Source organism: Kitasatospora sp. NPDC004240 (genome assembly GCF_053603215.1).
The window spans coordinates 1-19,120 of sequence record NZ_JBSGFD010000070.1; the positions used below are offsets into that span (position 1 = coordinate 1).

The following is a 19,120-nucleotide window of genomic DNA, read 5'->3' on the forward strand; positions in this document are numbered from 1 at the left end:
GCCAGGGCCGCTGGTCGTTCTCGTCGCAGCAGGCAACCTTGCGGCGCCTGGACAAGGCGTTCGCCGCGTTCTTCCGCCGTGTGAAGGCCGGTGAGAGGCCCGGCTATCCTCGCTTCCGGGGCGTCAACTGGTTCGACACCGTGGACTTCCCCAAGGACGGCGACGGCTGCCGCTGGAACTCCACCCCCCACGATCCCGTCACCCGCGTCCGCCTCCAGGGCGTCGGGCACGTCAAGGCCAACCAGCACCGGCCTGTGGTCGGCAAGGTCAAAACCGTGTCGGTCAAGCGTGAAGGCCGGCGCTGGTACGTCATCCTGACCGCCGAGCAGGCCGAGCCCGAGCCGCTTCCCACGACGGGCAGCATGGTCGGCATCGACATGGGCATAGCCAACTTCCTCGCCGACTCCAACGGCGATTTCGTGCCCAACCCGCGCCACGGCCGCAAGGCCGTCGCGAAGCTCGAAGCCGCACAGCGGACACTGTCCCGCTTCCCCCGTGTCCGCCGCGACAAGCGCACCGCCAACCACCAGCGGGCCGTCCAAAAGGTTGCCGATCTGCACCGCAAGGTGCGCCGCCAGCGTCTGGACCACGCCCACAAGACGGCTCTTGACCTCGTTCGCGAGCATGACTTCATCGCGCACGAAGACCTCAAGATCCGCAACATGCTCCGCGCACCCGTGCCCAAGGCCGACCCCGAGACGCCGGGCGGCTTCCTGCCCAACGGAGCCTCGGCGAAGGCCGGACTCAACCGCTCGATCTCAGATGCCGGATGGGGGGTGTTCCTGACGATCCTGCACGCCAAGGCTGAAAGCGCCGGACGAGACGTGATCGCGGTGGACCCTCGCAACACTTCCCGCACCTGCCCCGAATGTGGGCACGTCAGTGTGGAGAACCGGCCCACCCAGGAGACGTTCCACTGCGTTTCGTGCGGCCACAACGCGCACGCGGACACGGTGGGCGCTCTGAACGTTCTACGGGCCGGGCTGGTCCGTCGCGACGCCAACCCGGCATAGCGAGAAGCCCCCGGCTTCAGCCGGGGGAGGAGTCACGGACTCGATCACCGGCTCATGCATGTCACGAATGTACGCGGATGTCCGTCCATGGCGCTCCGGTGCCCGCTTACCCGGGGCCGTGGGTGGGTGCTTCGGGCCTCGCCCACGGCCCCGGGGTGGTCGGTCGGGGTCAGTCCCGTCGGAGGACGGCCAGGTAGGCCTTGAGGGCGGTCGGGTCGCCGAAGGTCTCCAGGTCCTCGGCGGTGCGGCGGCCCCAGAGGAGGAGCAGCAGGTCGGAGGCGGTGCCGCGGACGGCGGCGGCGCCCTTGGTGTGGTCGTGCCCGATCTGCCAGCGGCCGTCCACCGCGCGCAGGGACCACTCGCCGGGGCCGGCGGGACCGTCGGTGGCGTGCAGGTGGAGGCCGGCCTCGGGGAGGTCTGCGGAGATCTCGGCGGGGATCTCGGCGGGCAGGAAGTGGGCGAGCAGCTCGTCGATGCCGTCCGCGGCGAGGGCGTGGTCGAAGGACTCGGCCCCGCCGATCGCATTCTGGGCGTCCCAGCGGTGGACGGCGGCCTCGTGGGCCATCCGGCGCTGGATGAACCCGGCGTCCTTGCGGTCCGACCAGGTCCAGCGCGGCAGTTCCGGGTCGAGCGCCTCCAGGGTGGTGGCGAGCCGCTCGCCCGCCTCGCGGTAGCGGTCCAGCAGCCGCTCGTCGGCGGGGCGCTCGGGGCTGGTGTACTGGGTCTGCGGGTCGGTGATCGCGCCGGACGCGACGCCGGCCCAGAACTCCTGGACCTCGGTGACGTGCCAGACGAGGTCGGCGACGGTCCAGTCGGGGCAACTGGGCACGCGCAGCGAGAAGTTCCCGGTGGCGGCCTCGGCGAGACGGGCGGATTCGCGGCGGAGGACCACGGCGTAGTCGGTTCGGTTCATGGGAACGATCTAACGCACCCGCCCGTCCCAGCTCCACTCATTTGCGGCCCGCCGTGGCCGGCCCGGCAGGGCGGTGCGGCCCGTGCACCAGAGCAGGCCGGCGGTGTCGGTGGAGGGCGCCCCGGGGAAGAGCCGGGCGACCGCCGGGCCGGCCAGTTCGTCGGGCGGGGTCCAGTCCAGCCCGAACGCGGTCGCCAGGTCGTGGCCGTGGACGAGGAGTTCGACGGCGCCCATGGCGGCGAAGCCCGGCCCGTCCGAGTGGCCCCACGGGTGCCAGGCGCGGGCCTCGGGTTCGGCGTCCCGGACCACCGTGGACAGCAGCGAGGCGGCGATCCGCAGCCCCTCCAGGCAGTGCGGTACGGGCGCGGCCGGGTCGAGCGAGCCGAACAGCGTGATGTAGCGGTCCGTGGGCCGGGCGGTGAGCAGCCCCGCGTAGCCGAGCACCCCGAGGGCGAGGTGGTCGAGCGTGGCGCGGGCCGTCCAGTCACTGCCGGCCGGGCGGCGGGACCAGTCGGCGTCGGCGGCCCCGGCGAGGACGGCGGTGGTGACGGCGGCGGCCTCGGTGACCAGGGCCGGCCAGTCCGTGGCGGTGGTCGTGGCGACGTTCGTGGTGGTGCTGGCGGCGTTCGTGGTGGCGGTGGCGCGGGTGGGCGCGCCGGGGGTGGTGTTCACTTCGCGATGGCCTCGTCGGATCGGGTGTGGCGGTCGGCGCCGTGGTGGCGGCGGTGGCGTTCGGGTCTGCGCCTGATGGGCGTTCATCGATCGACGGGGACCACTCTCGTCGCGTCGGAAAGGCCCCGACAGTGGCAGGATTGCCGTTCGGCGAACCATTCCTGCCAGGGGGGAGAGCGGATGCCGAACGGAACGGCGGACGGTCCGGGCACCGTGGCGGTGGCGGTGCTCGACCATGAGGGCATCCCGCCCTGGGACCTGTACGAACTCGGCATCGCCTGCGCGGTGTTCGGCAACGCGCAGCCCGACCTCACCGAGCACTGGTACGACCTGCGGCTGTGCTCCGGGGCACCCGGCCCGCGCTCGGGGGAGCCGTCGGCCGGGGGATTCGGGTTCACGCTGAGCACGCCGTACGGGTGGGAGGCGCTGGCGGGGGCCGACACGGTACTGGTCGCGGCCGTGCCGGAGGAGTGCGTGACCGGCGGGCGCGAGATCCCGCCGGCGCTGATCGCCGAACTGCGGCGGGCGGCCCGGGCGGGGGCGCGCATGGTGTCGCTGTGCACCGGCGCGTTCGCACTCGCGGCGGCGGGCATCCTGGACGGGCGCCGGGCCACCGCGCACTGGGAGCACACCGCGGAACTGGCCCGCCGCCACCCGGCCGTCACGGTGGACGACCGGGTGCTCTACGTGGACGACGGGGACGTCCTCACCAGCGCGGGCGCGGCCGCCGGGCTGGATCTCTGCCTGCACATCGTCCGCCGCGACCTCGGCGCCCACATCGCCAACCAGCTGGCCCGCCGGCTGGTGGTGCCCGCCCACCGGCCCGGCGGGCAGGCCCAGTTCGTCGACCTGTCGGTGCCGGCGACGGACGACGACAGCCTCGCCCCGGTCCTGGAGTGGGCCCTCGCCAACCTCGAACGGCCGCTGACCGTCGAGGACCTGGCGCGCCGGGCCCGGATGAGCCCGCGCACCTTCTTCCGCCGCCTCCAGGCCGCCACCGGCACCACCCCGTTGCAGTGGCTGCTCGACCAGCGGCTGGCCCGCGCCCGGACGCTGCTGGAGGCCACCGATCTGCCGGTGGAGCGGATCGGCGAACGCAGCGGACTCGGCTCGGCGACCAACCTGCGTCGGCACTTCACCGCCCGGGTGGGGGTGACGCCGACCGACTACCGGCGGGCGTTCACCGGCCCGCGCGGCGGCGCGTAGCCGCCCCGCGGCGCGGGAACGGACACGGGCCCGGACGGCGGTGGGCGGTGGCGATGGGCCGGTGGCGGTCAGGGGGCTGGCGGCGACGGTCGGCAGTGGTCGGCGGTGGTCAGGGGTGGGCGACACCGGTCAGCGATGGCACGAACGGCGGACGGCGTCGGGTGGCGGCGGACGGCTGCGGTACGAACGGCCGTGCCGGCGCCCGCGCCACGCCGGTCCCCGCCCCTGTCGTCGGCACCTGCCAGAATGCAGGGCGTACGGGGACAGCGACAGTAGGAGAAGGTGACCGGCTCAGTGAGCACGCCAGCCGAACAGGCCGCCCAGCAGGCGGCCCAGCACGCCCAGCAGGCCATCGAGCGGAAGATCGCCGAGGAGCTGGGCGTCCGCGACGGGCAGGTGAAGGCGGCCGTCGATCTGCTCGACGGCGGCGCCACCGTCCCGTTCGTGGCCCGCTACCGCAAGGAGGTCACCGGCTCGCTCGATGACGCCCAGCTGCGCACCCTGGAGGAGCGGCTGCGCTACCTGCGCGAGTTGGAGGAGCGCCGGACGGCCGTCCTGGAGTCCATCCAGGCCCAGGGCAAGCTGGACGACGCGCTGCGCGCCCAGGTCCTCGCCGCCGACTCCAAGGCGCGGCTGGAGGACATCTACCTGCCGTACAAGCCCAAGCGGCGCACCAAGGCGCAGATCGCCCGCGAGGCCGGCCTGGAGCCGCTGGCCGACACCCTGCTCGCCGACCCCACCCGGGACCCGGCCGCGCTGGCCGCCGGGTACCTCAACGAATCGGTGGCCGACGCCCCCGCCGCGCTGGAGGGCGCCCGCGCCATCCTGGTCGAGCGCTTCGGCGAGGACGCCGACCTGGTCGGCTCGCTGCGCGAGCGGATGTGGACGCGCGGCCGCCTGGTCGCCACCGTCCGCGGCGGCAAGGAGCAGGACGGCGCCAAGTTCGCCGACTACTTCGACTTCGCCGAGCCCTACACCAAGCTCCCCTCGCACCGCATCCTGGCGATGCTGCGCGGCGAGAAGGAGGAGGTGCTGGACCTCGAACTCTCCCCCTACGACGGCGACGACGAGGGCGACCTGCCCGGCGCGAGCGACTACGAGCAGCGGATCGCCGCCCGCTTCGGGATCGCCGACCACGGCCGCCCCGCGGACAAGTGGCTCGGCGACACCGTCCGTTGGGCCTGGCGCACCCGCATCCTCGTCCGGCTCGGCATCGACCTGCGCGCCCGGCTGCGCCAGGACGCCGAGGACGAGGCGGTCCGCGTCTTCGCCGCCAACCTGCGCGACCTGCTGCTCGCCGCCCCGGCCGGCACCCGCGCCACCATGGGCCTGGACCCGGGCTTCCGCACCGGCGTCAAGGTCGCCGTCGTGGACGCCACCGGCAAGGTCCTCGCGTACGAGACCGTCTACCCGCACCAGCCGGCCAACAAGTGGGACGCCTCGATCGCGACCCTCGCCGTGCTCGCCGCCCGGCACAAGGTCGACCTGGTCGCGATCGGCAACGGTACGGCCTCGCGGGAGACCGACAAGCTCGCCGAGGACCTCATCAAGCGGCACCCGGAGCTGGGGCTCACCAAGGCGATGGTCAGCGAGGCCGGCGCCTCGGTCTACTCCGCCTCCGCGTTCGCCTCCCAGGAGCTGCCGGACCTGGACGTCTCCATCCGCGGCGCGGTCTCCATCGCCCGCCGCCTCCAGGACCCGCTGGCCGAACTGGTCAAGATCGACCCCAAGTCGATCGGCGTCGGCCAGTACCAGCACGACCTGAGCGAGGTGAAGCTCTCGCGCTCGCTGGACGCCGTGGTCGAGGACTGCGTCAACGCGGTCGGTGTGGACGTCAACACCGCCTCCGCGCCGCTGCTCACCCGGGTCTCCGGGATCACCGGCACGCTCGCCGACAACATCGTCGCCCACCGCGACGCCAACGGGCCGTTCCGCACCCGCAGGGCGCTCAAGGACGTCGCCCGGCTCGGCCCCAAGGCCTTCGAGCAGTGCGCCGGCTTCCTGCGCATCCCCGACGGCGACGACCCGCTGGACGCCTCCAGCGTGCATCCCGAGGCGTACCCGGTGGTGCGCCGCATCCTCGCGGCCACCGGCGGGAACCTGCGCGAGCTGATCGGCAACGGCACGGCCCTGCGGGCGCTGCGGCCCGGCGACTTCGCGGACGACACCTTCGGCATCCCGACCGTCACCGACATCCTCGGCGAGCTGGACAAGCCGGGCCGCGACCCGCGACCGGCGTTCCGCACGGCGACCTTCAAGGAGGGCGTCGACAAGATCGGCGACCTGGAGGTCGGCATGGTGCTGGAGGGCGTGGTCACCAATGTGGCGGCGTTCGGCGCCTTCGTCGACGTGGGCGTCCACCAGGACGGCCTGGTCCATGTCTCCGCGCTGTCGAAGAACTTCGTCAAGGACCCGCGCGAGGTCGTCAAGCCGGGTGACATCGTCACCGTCCGGGTGACCACGGTGGACGTGCCGCGCAAGCGGATCGGGCTGACGCTGCGGCTGGACGACGAGGTCGGCGGTGGTGGTCCGGGCCGTTCGGGCGGCCAGGGCGAGCGTGGTGAGCGCGGCGGTGACCGGGGTGGCGACCGGGGTGACCGGGGTGACCGGGGTGGCGACCGGGGTGACCGGGGTGGCGACCGGGGCGGTCGTGACCGCGGCCCGCGTCCGCCGCGCCAGGACCGTCGTGGCTCGGGCGGCGGCTCCGGTTCACCGGCCCCGTTGGGCAACAGCGCCATGGCGGACGCCCTGCGCCGGGCCGGCCTCGCGGGTGGTCAGGGTGGTCAGGGTGGTTCCGGCGGCCGGGGCGGCGCAGGTGGTTCCGGTGGCCAGGGCGGTGGCCGGGGCCGGTCGGACGACCGGCGTTCCGGACGGCGCTGAGCGCGTACCGGCCGGGGCGGGCGGGTTGGTGAACCCTCGACGTTCACCGGCCCGCCCGCCGTCCGCTCACGGGTGCGGTCGGCCGCCGGGCGCGGCCGCCCGGTTCAGCGGGCCGGCCGGCTGGCCGCCCCGGGCCGGTCGGCGGTGCACGGGTTCGGGCGGCTGTCGTTCCGGTCCGGCAGCCCGGTGCATAGGTCCGGCCGGTTACCGGGCAGGTCCGGTCGGCCGGGTTGCGGCTGCGGTCAGCCGCGCAGTTCCACGGCCAGCGCGATCAGCTCGCCCCACCAGGCTTCGTGGCTACGGACCAGCAGACGCTGCGCCTCCTCGGGGGTGACCGCGCGGACCTCCACGACCTGCTCGCCGTCGTCCGGGTTGGTCGGTGCGGAGTCGACCGTCACCTCGGCCCAGCCCCAGAGCCAGGCCTTCTCCGGGTGCGGCTGCCACGGCCGGTACGGCTCGGGCGCGTCGGTGACGCAGCGGTGCGCGCCGAGCCAGGACGGCGTGCCGCGCAGTCGCGCGCCGGCCTCCTCGCGCAGCTCGCGGACCAGGCAGGACTCCACGCTCTCGCCGCTCTCCCGGGTGCCACCGGGCAGGAACCAGTGGTCACGGGAGTCGCGGCAGAGCACCACGCGGTCGTCCTCGAAGCCCACCAGGTGGATGTTGGTGATCAGCTCGTCGGGCGGCATCGCGGTGGAGAACTGGGCGTCGTAGGGGCCCCAGGCCCAGTGCTGCGGGGCGTGCAGCTCCGGGAACCGTGCCACCAGCTCGGCCGGTCCGGGTGACCCGGTGGCCTCGGCGGTGACGGCGGATCCCGTGGATCCGGGGAATTCGGCAGGGGAGACGGTCCTGTTGGGCCCCCCGGCCGCCTCGGCGGCTCTGGGGCCCGGTGCGGAGGCGTCCGTCCGGTCCGTGGTGTCGGTCATCTGAGTCCTTTCGTGGATACCCCCGGCTTCAGCCGGGGGAGGAAACGAAACTCCCGTGCAGCGGGGCAGGGGAAGCCGGATCGTCGTCAAGGCGGTCCGGCGTATCGGCAGCTGACGATACGTCACATGGTCACGCGCAGAAGTGCTAACGTGTGAGCCATGGCTGTCGCTCACGTGAGGCGGGCTTTCAAGTTCCGCTTCTACCCGACGGATGCGCAGGCGGCGGAGCTGTCGCGCACGTTCGGGTGCGTGCGGCTGGTCTACAACAAGGCGCTGGCAGCCCGCACCGAGGCGTGGACGATGCGCCGGGAGAGGGTGAACTACAACCAGACGTCGGCGATGCTGACCGAGTGGAAGCGGACCGAGGAGCTGGCGTTCCTGGCCGAGGTCTCCTCGGTGCCGCTGCAGCAGGCGCTGCGGCATTTGCAGGGGGCGTTCGCCGGCTTCTGGGCCGGGCGGGCGAAGTATCCGACGTTCAAGTCGAAGAAGAGGTCCCGCAGGAGTGCGGAGTACACCACCAGTGCGTTCCGCTATCGGGACGGCCGGCTGATCCTGGCGAAGATGGCAGAGCCGTTGGACGTTCGCTGGTCCCGTCCGCTCCCGCAGGGCGCGCCGCCGTCCACGGTGACCGTGTCGCAGGATTCGGCCGGACGGTGGTTCGTCTCGATGTTGTGCGAGGACCGTCCGTCGATGCCCGCGCCCGTCCACGCGGCGGTCGGGATCGACGCCGGGATCACCAGCCTGGTGACGCTCTCCACCGGCGAGAAGATCACCAACCCGAGGTACGAGCGTGCCGACCGCGAGCGCCTGGCCAGGGCCCAACGCGACCTCGCCCGCAAGGCCGTAGGCTCGAACAACCGTGAGAAGGCCCGCCGGAAGGTCGCCCGCGTCCATGCGAAGATCGCCGACCGCCGGCGGGACTTCCTGCACAAGCTCACCACCCGACTCGTCCGTGAGAACCAAACGGTCGTGATCGAGGACCTCACGGTCCGCACCATGCTCAAGAACCACAAACTGTCCCGGGCCATCTCGGACGCCTCGTGGAGCGAGCTGCGGACCATGCTGGAGTACAAGGCCGAGTGGTACGGCCGCGAGCTGGTCACCGTCGACCGGTGGTTCCCCAGCTCCAAGCTGTGCTCGGCCTGCGGAACCCTGCGCGCCACGATGCCCCTGAATGTCCGCGAGTGGGCGTGCGACTGCGGTGCGGTCCACGACCGGGACGTGAACGCGGCGAAGAACATCCTGGCCGCCGGACTGGCGGCAGCGGCCTGTGGAGACGGTGTAAGACCTCAACGGAGCACTCCGGGCGGGCGATCGTCGACGAAGCAGGAAGTCGTCCCACCGCCGCGCTCACGCGCAGCGGCTCAGCTGCGAGGCTGAGGGGAACCCCCCTCCGTCAGGAGGGGGAGGAAGTCAACCGGTGATCGTAGTCCCGCCGGACGCGGTGGCGGGGCTGCGGCGTGAGCGAGCGTCAGATCGGCTGAATCGATCGTGACGGGGATGTCGGACGACGGTGGTGCTCGGCCGGCGCCGAACCAACTGGCGTGTGAAATCTCGGCGGTGATGTCCGGGGCCGGACCCGTGCCCGGGCCGGCCCCGGTCGGCCGGGCCTGGCGCACCCGACCACCGAGGGTGCTACGGCGTCGGCGCGGTCCTCGTCCTCCCCTCCGTCGTCCTTGCCGTCGCCGTTGCCGTGCCCCTCGCCGCCGTCGTCGTCCCCGCCGCCCTCGCCCTCGCCGTCGTGGGCTTCCGGCTCTCCGGCAGCGCCGTTCGCCGCGGGGTCCTGGCCGCACGCCGCGCGCCGTACCGGCGTCGCTGGAGCAGGTGCGGCGGTCTGGTCGCCGTCCCCGGGGCCTTCGCCGCGCAGGCCCCGCCGGCCGCTCGTCCGGGGGCGGCCCTGCGCGGCCCACCGGTGATCCGCGGGCCGCGTCCGGGGTGCGCACCGTACGTGGAGGTCGAGTTCATGAGCCGTCACCTGCCTGTTCTCGGGTTGCGGGGGAACGCGGGCGCTGAGCCCCGCCGGATGCCGGGGTGTTGATCCCGGCATGGCGTGATTGTGCACCGTGACCGCGCGGTTGCCCAGCGCAATCTTCCGGCCTGTGGATAACCTCGGGGATATCGAGTGATCGTCCGATCTTCGTCTGCGGCATCATGTGCTCCGGAGGTGTGGAGAGCCATGAACATGAACGATCGGACCGCGCAGGCCCTTCGGCTGTTGCTCGCCCGGATCGACGAGCCGACCGGCCGTCGGGTGGCCGACCGGCTGAGGCTGGCGTACGACGGGCCGGCCGGGCTCTCGCCGGAGCAGGAACCCCGCTGGACCTTCCCCACGGTGGTCGAGGAGCCGACCACGCCGGTCTCGGTGCTGTACTGGATGCTGCTCAGCGGCGACCGGCCCGTGGCCGAGTGCGTCGTCCGCGGCGAGCGACTGCCGATCGGGCTGCGCCACGACCTCGCCGAGGGGGTGGTGCCCGGGCTCCGGGGGTTCGCGGCGGGTTCCGCGCGGACCGCCCTGCCGCTCGCCGAGGTCGTCGGGCGGCTGCGTGCCCTCGCCGGCTCCGGACAGCTCAAGGCGGCCCGGGCGGTGGTCGGCGAGATCCGTTCCGCCGACTGGCCGGAGATCGCGCGGGAGGACGCCGAGCGGGCGTTCCCCGGGTTCGCGCGCTGGGCGCTGCTCCAGCGGGTGGACTGCCCGGACGGGCTGCGCGAGCGCCTGGGATCCCACCCCCGGTACCGCAACCGGGTGCGCCAGGCCGGGATCTACGTCGGCGGCCCGGTCGAGTACCTGACGGAGTCGGGGCGGCCGGCGGCCGAGGTGCTGAGGGTGCTGGGGCTGGGGGTCCGGGCCTTCCCGGAGCGGCTCGCGGAGACCGACGCGGTACTCGGCCCGCTGGTGACCGGGGAACTCGGCGGGCACGAGGACGCCTGGGCGGTGCTCGCCGAACTGCTGCCGGGGTTCACCGGCACCGTCACCGAGCTGATCACCACGGCCGGCGCGGTCGCGGGCGGGGGCGGCTGGTAGCCCGGCCGTCGCGGGTGGCGATCGGCCTGACCCGGTCGCCACACGTTCATGCTGCGACAGATCAGGTCCGGTACGGGCGGGGTCGGTCGGATTCGAACCGACGTGTTCTGGATCCGGAGTCCGGTGCGCCTGCCTCTGCGCTACGACCCCGCCGTGCCGATCACCATACAACTCCGCCGGACGTGTGAGTTTCTCGAAAACTCGCGCGACCTCTGTCAGTTCGCTCTGCTAACACTTGGCCCAGCCCGCTCCACGGCCGCCCGTACGGCGCCGACCCGGAGCGGGGGAGATCCGACCTGCCACCCCGCGCCCCCGGAGGGAGCCCACCGTGCACCGCACCCGTGTCAGCACCCATGTCGTCGACCTGACCGACCGTCGCGCCCTCCTGGCCTGGCGGCCCGCCCCGCCCGAGACCGTCGAGGAGGCGCGCCGGCTCAAGGAGGCCGCGCTGCTGGACTTCGGGCTCAACCAGTCCGCCGTGGCCTCCTGGCTCTACACCAAGTGCCACCACCAACTGCCCACCACGGCCGTCGACACCGCCGCCGTGGTCGCCTCCGGCGACGGCACCTGCCTGCTGCTCTACAACCCGCGGTTCTTCGTCGACATCGGCCTCGAAGGGGTGCGCTTCGTGCTGTTCCACGAGGCACGGCACCTCATCCAGCGCCACCTCCTGGCGGAGCCCGAGCTACGCGCCGACCCGGTGTTCACCGTCGCCACCGAGGTGATCATCAATCATGTCGCGCTGGCCCGGCTCCCCGGCAGCGGCCTGCCCCGCCGTGACGGGCGTCCGGTCGGCATCGACCCCCGCGAGGTCCACCGCGACTACACCGACGACCTCACCGCGCAGGGCCTGACCCCGCTCGACTACCGGGCGTTCACCGCCACCGACCTGACGGCCTACGGGGAGCTCAAACGGATGCGCAACCCGCCCGTGCCGGCCGGCCACGAGGGCTGCGTCCACCTCGACGACGCCGACCTGCCGCTGGACCAGGGCACGGTCGACGAGATCGCCCACTCGGTGCTGCTCAACACCCTGCTCGCCGCCAGGCGGGGCCACCGCACCGCCGAGCAGGAGCTCGCCGACCTGATGAACAGCACCGCGGGCTCCGAACGGGCGTCGCGGATCTGGGGCGGCCTCGGTGCCGGCGCCGCCCGGGGCCGCACCAGCGGGACCCGCCGGGTCGACTGGTGGCAGCGCTGGCTGGTCGACGTCCTGGCCTCCAAACTGGCCGACGGCGAGCGCCTGGTCTACCCGAAGAAGCGCGGCGCACTGCTCGCCGCCCTCGGGCACGACCCGATGCTCTCCCGCCGGGGCCCGGTCCGGCGCAAGGTGCTGGCCATCGCGTACGACACCTCCGGCTCGATGCCGAACGCGGTCGTCGACTGGCTGACCGAACTCGTCGGACGGATCGACGGCGTGGAGGCACACTGGCTCTCCTTTGATGGCGTCGTGATGCCCTTCAGGCCCGGCGAGCGGGTGTACGGCGGCGGGGGCACCAGCTTCCGGGCCGTGGCCGACTACGTCGAGGGCCGCACCGCCCTGCGCGACGGCGGCCGCTTCGAGGAGATCCCGGACGCCGTCATCGTGCTCACCGACGGCTACGCGCCCGCCATCACCCCGGCCGAGCCGGAGAAGTGGATCTGGCTGATCACCCGGGGCGGCGACGACTGGCCCGAACACCACCACCCGCCCATGGCCTGCCACCGCGTCACCACAGGAGCGACATGACCACCGCGACCCGCGCGAAGGCGTGGCACGCCACCGCCACCTACCCCGAGCCGCCCGAGCGGCGGCCGACCGCCGACGGGTGGCCGGCCGGCCCCGCCAAGCTGACCGCGTTCATCGACGCCATGATCGAGCTCGGCCAGACCGGGCAGATTTTCGGCGAGCACGGCATCGGCAAGACCGCGACCTTCTTCTCGCACGTCCCCGCCGCCCACCCCGGCACCGAGCTGGTCTTCGTCCCCGCCGCCAACCTCACCCCGGACGACCTGCTGGCCAACGCCCCCGTCCGGGACGCCGCCACCGGTGAACTCGTGCTGCGCCAGCTGGTGATGAGCCAGCTCAAGCCCGGCCGTCCGTTCGTGCTGCTGATCGACGACTCGCTCCAGGCGGGCGAGACCATCCAGGCCCAGTTGATGCAGATCGCCTGCAACTGGACGCTCGGTGAGCACGACCTGCGCGCCCTCGGCTGCGTCGGTGTCTTCCTCACCGACAACGAGTCCCTGGCCGAGACCAGTGCCCGGCGCAGCGACCTGGCCATCCTCGACCGGATGGTCACCGTCCGGCTCACCGCCAACGACACCGACTGGCGGCTCGCGCTGGCCGCCCGCCACCCGGACCGCGACCTCAAGCCGGTCTTCGCCGTCTGGGCCTCGCTCACCCCCGGACTGCGGGAGCTGCTCTCCCCGCGAACCCTGGAGCACGTGCTCGCCAACGCCCGCGAGGGCTTCCCCCTCGTCTGGGGACTGCCCCTGGTCAACGGCGAACGGCTGCGGCTGGCCGAGCCCGGCCCGGACGGCCGGCCCGGGAACGACCGCACCCACGAGATCCTCGACCGCATCGCGGCCGCCCTCGGCGTCGCCAATCCGGCCACCGTCACCGACCCGGTCCGCAAGGTGGTGCGGGCCGCGCTGCGCAACCGCTGGGCGGTGCTGCTCCAGGGCCCGCCAGGCTGCGGCAAGACCGAGATCGTCCGGCAGCTGGCCCGGGAGGGGCTCGGCGGGCGCGAGCCGCTGTACTTCTCGCTGCCCGTCACCAACGTCGAGGACCTCTGTGCCCCCATCCCCACCACCGACGGCACGCTGGACAACCTACTGGCGGCGGGCTTCACCGGGGCCGAGCCCAAGGTCATCGTCTGGGACGAGTACAACCGCCCCAAGGACAAGGCCGCCTTCGCCAAGCTGATGGAGATCACCCAGGAGTGGTCGCTGGCCGGGCACCGGATCGAGGGTCTGCGCGCCCAGATAGCCCTCCAGAACCCGCCCTACCACCTCGGCCGCAAGCTCCTGGTGGCCCGCAACAACATCGCCCAGGCCACCAGGTTCACCGTCTCGCTGGAGGTCGACCCGGCCGACATCCCGGCCAACGAGTGGCTGATAGCCACCTACGGCCCGGTCGCCGAGACCGTGCTGGACTGGTGGAAGAACGACATCGACGAGGACGGCCGTGCCTGGATCACCAAGCGCACCATGGAGCGCCTGATCAAGCTGCACCGACGCGGGCTGCCCCTGGAGATGGCGACCGTCTACCTCGGCGACGGGGAGTACGCACCCGTCCCGCTGACCGCGCTCGTCGACCGGCTCGCCCGCCGGAGGGTGACCGGGCTGCGCGAGATCCTGGCCGACGTCCCCGGCTGGGAGCTGCGGCTCAAACGGGCCGCCGGGGAGTCCTCGGAGGGAGGGAACGACACCGACCTGGTCCACCAGGCCATCGCCAACGCCGAGTTCTCCCAGCTGCGCAAGCACCGCGCGGGGATAGCCCGGCTGGTCGCCCTGCTGCCGCCCAAGCTGTGCTCGACCTACCTGGTGGGGGCGCCGGCCGAGCAACAGCGCTACTGGATCGAGGTGTTCGCCAAGATGCCACGCAAACGCTGACGGACGTCCGGGCGTCCGGCGGGTGACCGGGGGAGCGCGGATCGGGGAGCGGCGGCCAGAACCGGACGGGTGTGCGAGGCGTCCGTTGGGGTGTGATCAAAGCCGTACTGGACGCCATCCCGCTGTTCTGGCCGGGGGTGTTGTGCTCGCTGGTGCCGGCCGCGCTGCTCAACCGACCGGTGGGGCGGCTGCTGCGGGCGCACTGGGCGGTCGGGTTCATGCTGCTGCTCGCCCTCGGCGGGGTGGCCACCCTCACCCTGCTGCCCGACACCCGGGGACCGTTCTGGGAGAACTCCCGTTACGCCGTCCAGCAGTGCACGCTGACCGGCGCCGGACCCCGCCCGCTCGCCGAGCTGACGACGATCAGCCAGAACAGCCTCAACGTCGCCCTGTTCATCCCGGTCGGCCTCGCCGCCGCCTGGGCCGGCACCCGGGTACGGGCCGCCGCCGTCCTCGTCGGCGCGGCCGCGCTGCCCTTCGCGGTCGAGTACCTGCAGTACGTCGTCCCGGCGCTCGGCCGCGCCTGCGACGCCCAGGACGTCTGGGACAACCTGTTCGGCCTCGCCCTCGGTGCGACGGCCGGCCTGCTGTCCGGCCCGCTGGTCCGCGCCGGCGTCCGGGCCCACCGGGCGACCGACCCCGGACTCTCCGGCAGGCCGTAGGGGCGGCCCCGGCTCCGTGGCCCGGGCCCGCGCGCCCCACGTCCGCCGCCCGGCTCCCGACTCCCGACCGGCAACCGGCCCCCGCTCCGCCTTCGGGCCGTGCGTCAGTCGGCCTCCGGAGGCGGCGTGCGGTGGACGCTGCGGATGGCGGCGACGGCCGCGGGCACCTCGGGCTCGGGCACATCGGCGCTCAGCGCGTCGAGGCGGCGGCGCACGCTGGTCGCGATGCCCTTGCCCAGGACATACCGGGTCGGACTGCTCGCCCGTTCGGCACCGGCGAGGAGGGGGAGCGCCTCGCGGCTGCGCAGCCCGGTGTAGGCGAGGACCAGGTGGCGCAGCCCGTGCGGACCGGTGGCCAGGGCGTCGGCGATGGCGGCGGTCGCGTCGGCGTCGAGGTGGTTGGCCGCGGCACCGAGGGCGCCGGCCGCCCGGACCCGGCCGAGGTCCAGCAGTTCCACCCCCGCGCCGGCCGCCGCCGCGACCAACCGGGCGGCGGCCGGCGGACCGATGCCCGAGCTGGCCGCCGAGAGCCGGCGCAGCCGCCCGTACGGGGCGGTGGTCAGCGCCTCGGCCAGCACGTCGGCACCGGCGTCACCGAGGCCGGCCGCCGAGACGTACAGCTCCTCGATCGCGCCGGCGGTGATCAGGCGGGCCACCTGGACCGCGCCGGCCGGGCCGAGCGGGTTGCCGCCCAGGTAGAGCCGTTCGAAGGGGCGGCCGGGGTGGAAGCCCACACCGAGGACGGCGTCGACCAGGACACCGAGTCCGGCCGGGTCGAGGCCGGTCTGCACCAGGTCGAGGGTGCGCAGTTCGGCGGCCGCGTGCACCAGGTCGGCGGCGGCGTGCCCGCCCGCGCCGCCCAGCGGGTTGCGCTTGAGCCAGAGCGCGTTGACCACCTGCGGCGAGGCGTGCAGCCGGTCGGCGATCCGGCAGGCGCCGGCCGCGGTGATCCCGTTGCAGCCCAGGTAGAGCGTCTGCACGTCGCTCCCGGCGGCGTGCCCCGTCACGGCGGCCGCGCCGTCGTCGCCGAGACCGTCGGTGCCCAGCAGCAGGTGCCGCACCGGGCCGCCCGACACCTCCGCGCCGGGGGTACCGGGGGTGCCGGCGGTGCCGTCCGCCCGGCGGGGGAGCGCCTGCGCGACCAGGACGGCGCCGTCCGGCCCGAGTTGCTGCTTGCACAGGTCGAGCCGGCCGTCGGGGAGCGCGGTGCCGGCCGGGAAGTCGAGGCGCCGTTCGGCGGTGCGCCCGCTGCGCAGCCAGCCGAGCAGCGGCTCCAGGTCGACGGTCGGGCGCGGGACGATCGAAGGGATCCCCGCGTACGGCGGCAGCGGCGCCGCCGACGACATCGGGCCCTGTGGCCGTGCCTGCGGCCGGTCCTCGGGGTTCACCACTCCGCCTCCCGGTAGTCCTTCAGGAACACGCCCGACACGGGCGCGCCCGCCTCACCCCGGACGATGGGGTCGTAGACCCGGGCGGCGCCGTCCACGATGTCGAGCGGGGTGCGGAAACCCTCCGTCGCGAGGCGGGACTTCTTCGGTGCCGGGTTCTCGTCGGTGATCCACCCGGTGTCGACCGCGCACATGTGCACGCCCTGGGTGGCGAGTTCGGCCGCGCTGGTGCGGGTGAGCATGTTGAGCGCGGCCTTCGCCATGTTGGTGTGCGGGTGACCGGCCGTCTTGTTGCGCACGGCGAACCGGCCCTCCACCGCGGTGACGTTCACGATGTAGCGGTTGGCGTACGGGGAGGCGAGCAGCAGCGGCAGCAGCCGGTCGCAGAGCAGCGCGGGCGCGAGGGCGTTGACCAGCTGGGTCTCCAGCACCTCGGAGGGGTCCAGCCCGCCGAGCCGCGCCGACCAGGAGTTGTCGTGCGCGAGGTCGGGCAGCAGCCCCGCCTCGTCCGTCCCCCACACCGTGCCGGCCCCGCCCACCTCCGGCAGGACCACCCCGGCGCCCGCGGCGGTGCCGCCCATGACGCCCTCGCCCACGGCACCCTCGCCCACTGTGACCTCACCGACCGCGGCCTCGCCCATGACGCCCTCGCCCGCCTCGCCGGTGCCGTCCGCCCGGACCTGGGCACCCTCGCCCGCCGGGGACGCGAGCTCCGCGGCCGGCCAGGCCGGGGAGAGCGCGGGCATCGGGCGGAAGCCGGGGGCGTGCGTGACGGTGCCGGCGTCGGCCGCGGGCAGTTCGGTGTGCTCGCCGGCGGCCAGCAGCGCGTACGACTCGGGCGGCCGCCGCAGGGTCTGCGCGGCGTTGTTGACCAGGATGTCCAGCGGGCGGCCCTCGGCCCGGAGCCGTTCGGAGAGTCCGAGCACCTGGCGGGGGTCGCGCAGGTCGATGCCGACCACCGTCAGCCGGGGCCACCACGTCCCGCTGCCGGGCTCCGCCCGGAAACGGCGCACGGTGTCGTGCGGGAAGCGGCTGGTGACGATCAGTTCGGCTCCGTCGCGGAGCATCATCAGCGCCAGCTGGAAGCCGATCTTGACGCGCCCGCCGGTGAGCAGGGCGCGGCGGCCGTGCAGGTCGGTGGAGAGGCCGCGGCGGGTGGCGTTGTCGGCCGCGCAGTCCGGGCAGAGCAGGTGGTAGAAGCCGTCCACCTGGCGGAACATCGTCTTGCAGACGTAGCAGCGCCGGCCCTGGCGGAACTCGCCGATCGGCGCGGGCCTTCCTCCGGCGGGCAGTTCGAGCGGGGCGTCCTCCCGGCGGTCGCGGTGGCCGGTCGCGGTGGCGGCGACCAGTTCGGCGTCCGTCGTCCGGGCGTCCTCCCGGCGGTCCCGGCGGCGCTGCTTGCGGCCCTCCCGGACGAAGGACTCGGCCTCCCGCTCGGCCCGTAGCCGCGCCGGGTCGTCGGCGGGCAGGGCACGCAGTCGCCCGAGGGTGCGGCTGAAGGCGGTCAGCTCCTCGGCCGGCAGGCCCGTGGCCATGATTCCCTCCGCCGTCACCGCCGGCCGTCCCTTCCCTGTACCCCTCCGCCGGACCGCCCCACGCGCCCCGACCACCCACGCGCCCGATCACCTGTGCGGCCGTGGACCACCCGTGCGCCCGTCATGCCCCGCCGTCCGTACGTGCCCCGTGTCCGAAGGACGTGGACGGCGGCCCGGGCGCGAGTGATCCAGGAGAGGATGACGCCGACCTCGGCGGTCCCGACCGGATTCGAACCGGCGTGTACTGGATCTGGGTTCCAGTGCGACTGCCTCTGCGCTACAGGACCTGGCCTGCCCAGAGGACCGGATTCGAACCGATGTGTCCGCCCTGACAAGGCGGTGCGCCTGCCTCTGCGCTACATCCGGGCATTGCAGCGGACTCTACCGGGTGCCCGGAACGGCAGGTCCGCCCGGGTGGCCGGATTCGAACCGGCGTGGCCGCCTGAGCAAGGCGGTGCGACTGCCTCTGCGCTACACCCGGGCGGCGGACGGGAGTCTACGGGCCGCGGAAACGCCCGTGCGCCCGCCGGAGCCGTCTTCGTAGGATGATCGCCGCCGGTCGATCACCGGCCCGGCCGGCAGCAGGGCCGACCACAGAGGGACCGACCGACCGGACGAACGGGGAACGCAGATGGTGAGCGCAGGGGCGATAGCCGGGATCGCGATGGTGTCCCTGGGCATGGTGCTGACCCCGGGCCCGAACATGATCTACCTGGTCTCCCGCTCGATCGCCCAGGGCCGCCGGGCCGGGCTGATCTCGCTGGCGGGCGTGTTCACCGGCTTCCTGACCTACCTGTTCGCGGCCACGGCGGGCATCGCCGCGGTGTTCGCGCTGGTCCCGGAGGTCTACCTGGCGGTCAAGCTCGCGGGTGCGGGCTACCTGCTCTGGCTGGCGTGGAAGGCGGTCCGGCCGGGTGGCGGTTCGGCCTTCGCGCCCCGGGAGCTGGAGTCGGACCGGCCGGCCAAGCTGTACGCGATGGGCCTGCTGACCTGCCTGCTGAACCCCAAGATCGCGATCCTCTACATCTCGCTGCTGCCGCAGTTCGTGGAGCCGGAGCGCGGGCACGTCGCGGTGCAGAGCCTGCTGCTGGGTCTGACCCAGATCGCGGTCGGGGTGGGCGGCAACGCGATGTTCGTGCTGACGGCCGGCTCGGTGGCCTCGTTCTTCGCGAGCCGGCCGTTCTGGCAGCGGGTGCACCGCTGGCTGATGGGGACGGCGCTGGCGGGCTTCGCCGTCCGGATCGCGGCCGACCGCTCGCGCGCGGTGCTGGTCGCCCCCTGAGTCACGTGCCGCTGCTCCACGTGCCCC

Annotated in this window: 14 protein-coding genes and 4 tRNA genes; 9 read left to right on the plus strand and 9 right to left on the minus strand. The window is 73.6% G+C overall.

Annotation, left to right across the window (positions count from 1 at the left end):
* On the plus strand, positions 1–1,013 hold a 1,013-nt coding region (locus ACWEQL_RS20305), incomplete at its 5' end, for an RNA-guided endonuclease InsQ/TnpB family protein (RefSeq protein WP_452151661.1).
* A gap of 169 nt (positions 1,014–1,182) precedes the next feature.
* On the opposite strand, the gene ACWEQL_RS20310 is transcribed toward ACWEQL_RS20305, so the two are convergent.
* Positions 1,183–1,926 (minus strand): maleylpyruvate isomerase family mycothiol-dependent enzyme, encoded by a 744-nt coding sequence (locus ACWEQL_RS20310; protein WP_452151662.1) that lies wholly within the window; start codon positions 1,924–1,926, stop codon positions 1,183–1,185.
* 9 nt (positions 1,927–1,935) lie between these two features.
* On the minus strand, positions 1,936–2,598 hold the full coding sequence (locus ACWEQL_RS20315) for a maleylpyruvate isomerase N-terminal domain-containing protein (protein WP_452151663.1): 663 nt from the start codon (positions 2,596–2,598) through the stop codon (positions 1,936–1,938).
* 213 nt (positions 2,599–2,811) lie between these two features.
* Between ACWEQL_RS20315 and ACWEQL_RS20320 the strand changes: the two genes are divergently transcribed.
* On the plus strand, positions 2,812–3,804 hold the full coding sequence (locus ACWEQL_RS20320; protein WP_452151693.1) for a GlxA family transcriptional regulator: 993 nt from the start codon (positions 2,812–2,814) through the stop codon (positions 3,802–3,804).
* Positions 3,805–4,098: 294 nt separating this feature from the next.
* Positions 4,099–6,684, plus strand: a complete 2,586-nt coding sequence (locus ACWEQL_RS20325) for a Tex family protein (RefSeq protein WP_452151664.1) — start codon at positions 4,099–4,101, stop codon at positions 6,682–6,684.
* A 242-nt stretch (positions 6,685–6,926) separates the two neighbouring features.
* Here the strand turns inward: ACWEQL_RS20325 and ACWEQL_RS20330 are convergent, their stop codons facing one another.
* Complete coding sequence (locus tag ACWEQL_RS20330) at positions 6,927–7,607, minus strand: NUDIX hydrolase (RefSeq protein WP_452151665.1); 681 nt, start codon at positions 7,605–7,607, stop codon at positions 6,927–6,929.
* A 159-nt stretch (positions 7,608–7,766) separates the two neighbouring features.
* Here ACWEQL_RS20330 and ACWEQL_RS20335 point away from each other — a divergent pair, with 159 nt between their 5' ends.
* Both ACWEQL_RS20335 and ACWEQL_RS20340 read left to right on the plus strand, forming a co-directional pair.
* A complete protein-coding gene (locus tag ACWEQL_RS20335) occupies positions 7,767–8,987 on the plus strand; it encodes an RNA-guided endonuclease InsQ/TnpB family protein (protein ID WP_452151666.1) in 1,221 nt (406 codons plus the stop codon).
* A gap of 796 nt (positions 8,988–9,783) precedes the next feature.
* Positions 9,784–10,629, plus strand: coding sequence for a hypothetical protein (locus ACWEQL_RS20340; RefSeq protein WP_452151667.1), 846 nt, complete (start codon positions 9,784–9,786; stop codon positions 10,627–10,629).
* Positions 10,630–10,706: 77 nt separating this feature from the next.
* Here ACWEQL_RS20340 and ACWEQL_RS20345 read toward each other — a convergent pair.
* Positions 10,707–10,779 (minus strand) — tRNA-Arg (locus tag ACWEQL_RS20345).
* A gap of 178 nt (positions 10,780–10,957) precedes the next feature.
* Between ACWEQL_RS20345 and ACWEQL_RS20350 the strand changes: the two genes are divergently transcribed.
* The 3 genes from ACWEQL_RS20350 (at position 10,958) to ACWEQL_RS20360 (ending at position 14,888) form a co-directional block, all read left to right on the plus strand.
* The gene (locus ACWEQL_RS20350) at positions 10,958–12,358 is read left to right on the plus strand and encodes a DUF2201 family putative metallopeptidase (RefSeq protein WP_452151668.1); all 1,401 of its coding nucleotides are present in this window, start codon (positions 10,958–10,960) and stop codon (positions 12,356–12,358) included.
* Positions 12,355–14,226 (plus strand): AAA family ATPase, encoded by a 1,872-nt coding sequence (locus ACWEQL_RS20355; protein WP_452151669.1) that lies wholly within the window; start codon positions 12,355–12,357, stop codon positions 14,224–14,226. Before ACWEQL_RS20350 ends, ACWEQL_RS20355 begins: the two co-directional genes overlap by 4 nt.
* A 92-nt stretch (positions 14,227–14,318) precedes the next feature.
* A complete protein-coding gene (locus ACWEQL_RS20360; protein WP_452151670.1) occupies positions 14,319–14,888 on the plus strand; it encodes a VanZ family protein in 570 nt (189 codons plus the stop codon).
* A 104-nt stretch (positions 14,889–14,992) separates the two neighbouring features.
* Here the strand turns inward: ACWEQL_RS20360 and ACWEQL_RS20365 are convergent, their stop codons facing one another.
* From ACWEQL_RS20365 to ACWEQL_RS20385, 5 genes are all read right to left on the minus strand, one after another.
* Positions 14,993–16,276 (minus strand): ribonuclease inhibitor, encoded by a 1,284-nt coding sequence (locus ACWEQL_RS20365; protein ID WP_452151671.1) that lies wholly within the window; start codon positions 16,274–16,276, stop codon positions 14,993–14,995.
* Positions 16,273–17,811 carry an SDR family NAD(P)-dependent oxidoreductase gene (locus ACWEQL_RS20370; RefSeq protein ID WP_452151672.1) on the minus strand — a complete coding sequence of 513 codons (1,539 nt, stop codon included), beginning with the start codon at positions 17,809–17,811 and terminating at the stop codon, positions 16,273–16,275. Before ACWEQL_RS20370 ends, ACWEQL_RS20365 begins: the two co-directional genes overlap by 4 nt.
* Before the next feature lie 214 nt (positions 17,812–18,025).
* Positions 18,026–18,098 (minus strand) — tRNA-Trp (locus ACWEQL_RS20375).
* Between the two features lie 7 nt (positions 18,099–18,105).
* Positions 18,106–18,177: transfer RNA gene (locus tag ACWEQL_RS20380), tRNA-Asp, on the minus strand.
* Positions 18,178–18,220: 43 nt separating this feature from the next.
* Positions 18,221–18,292: transfer RNA gene (locus ACWEQL_RS20385), tRNA-Ser, on the minus strand.
* Positions 18,293–18,442: 150 nt separating this feature from the next.
* Between ACWEQL_RS20385 and ACWEQL_RS20390 the strand changes: the two genes are divergently transcribed.
* Complete coding sequence (locus ACWEQL_RS20390) at positions 18,443–19,093, plus strand: LysE family translocator (RefSeq protein ID WP_452151673.1); 651 nt, start codon at positions 18,443–18,445, stop codon at positions 19,091–19,093.
* Positions 19,094–19,120: the final 27 nt, after the last annotated feature.

Coding starts and splice junctions, on each gene's coding strand:
- ACWEQL_RS20310 (WP_452151662.1), bottom strand. CDS start 1,926: ATGAACCGAACCGACTACGCCGTGGTCCTCCGCCGCGAATCCGCCCGT.
- ACWEQL_RS20330 (WP_452151665.1), bottom strand. CDS start 7,607: ATGACCGACACCACGGACCGGACGGACGCCTCCGCACCGGGCCCCAGA.
- ACWEQL_RS20390 (WP_452151673.1), top strand. CDS start 18,443: ATGGTGAGCGCAGGGGCGATAGCCGGGATCGCGATGGTGTCCCTGGGC.
- ACWEQL_RS20370 (WP_452151672.1), bottom strand. CDS start 17,811: ATGGCCACGGGCCTGCCGGCCGAGGAGCTGACCGCCTTCAGCCGCACC.
- ACWEQL_RS20335 (WP_452151666.1), top strand. CDS start 7,767: ATGGCTGTCGCTCACGTGAGGCGGGCTTTCAAGTTCCGCTTCTACCCG.
- ACWEQL_RS20355 (WP_452151669.1), top strand. CDS start 12,355: ATGACCACCGCGACCCGCGCGAAGGCGTGGCACGCCACCGCCACCTAC.
- ACWEQL_RS20340 (WP_452151667.1), top strand. CDS start 9,784: ATGAACATGAACGATCGGACCGCGCAGGCCCTTCGGCTGTTGCTCGCC.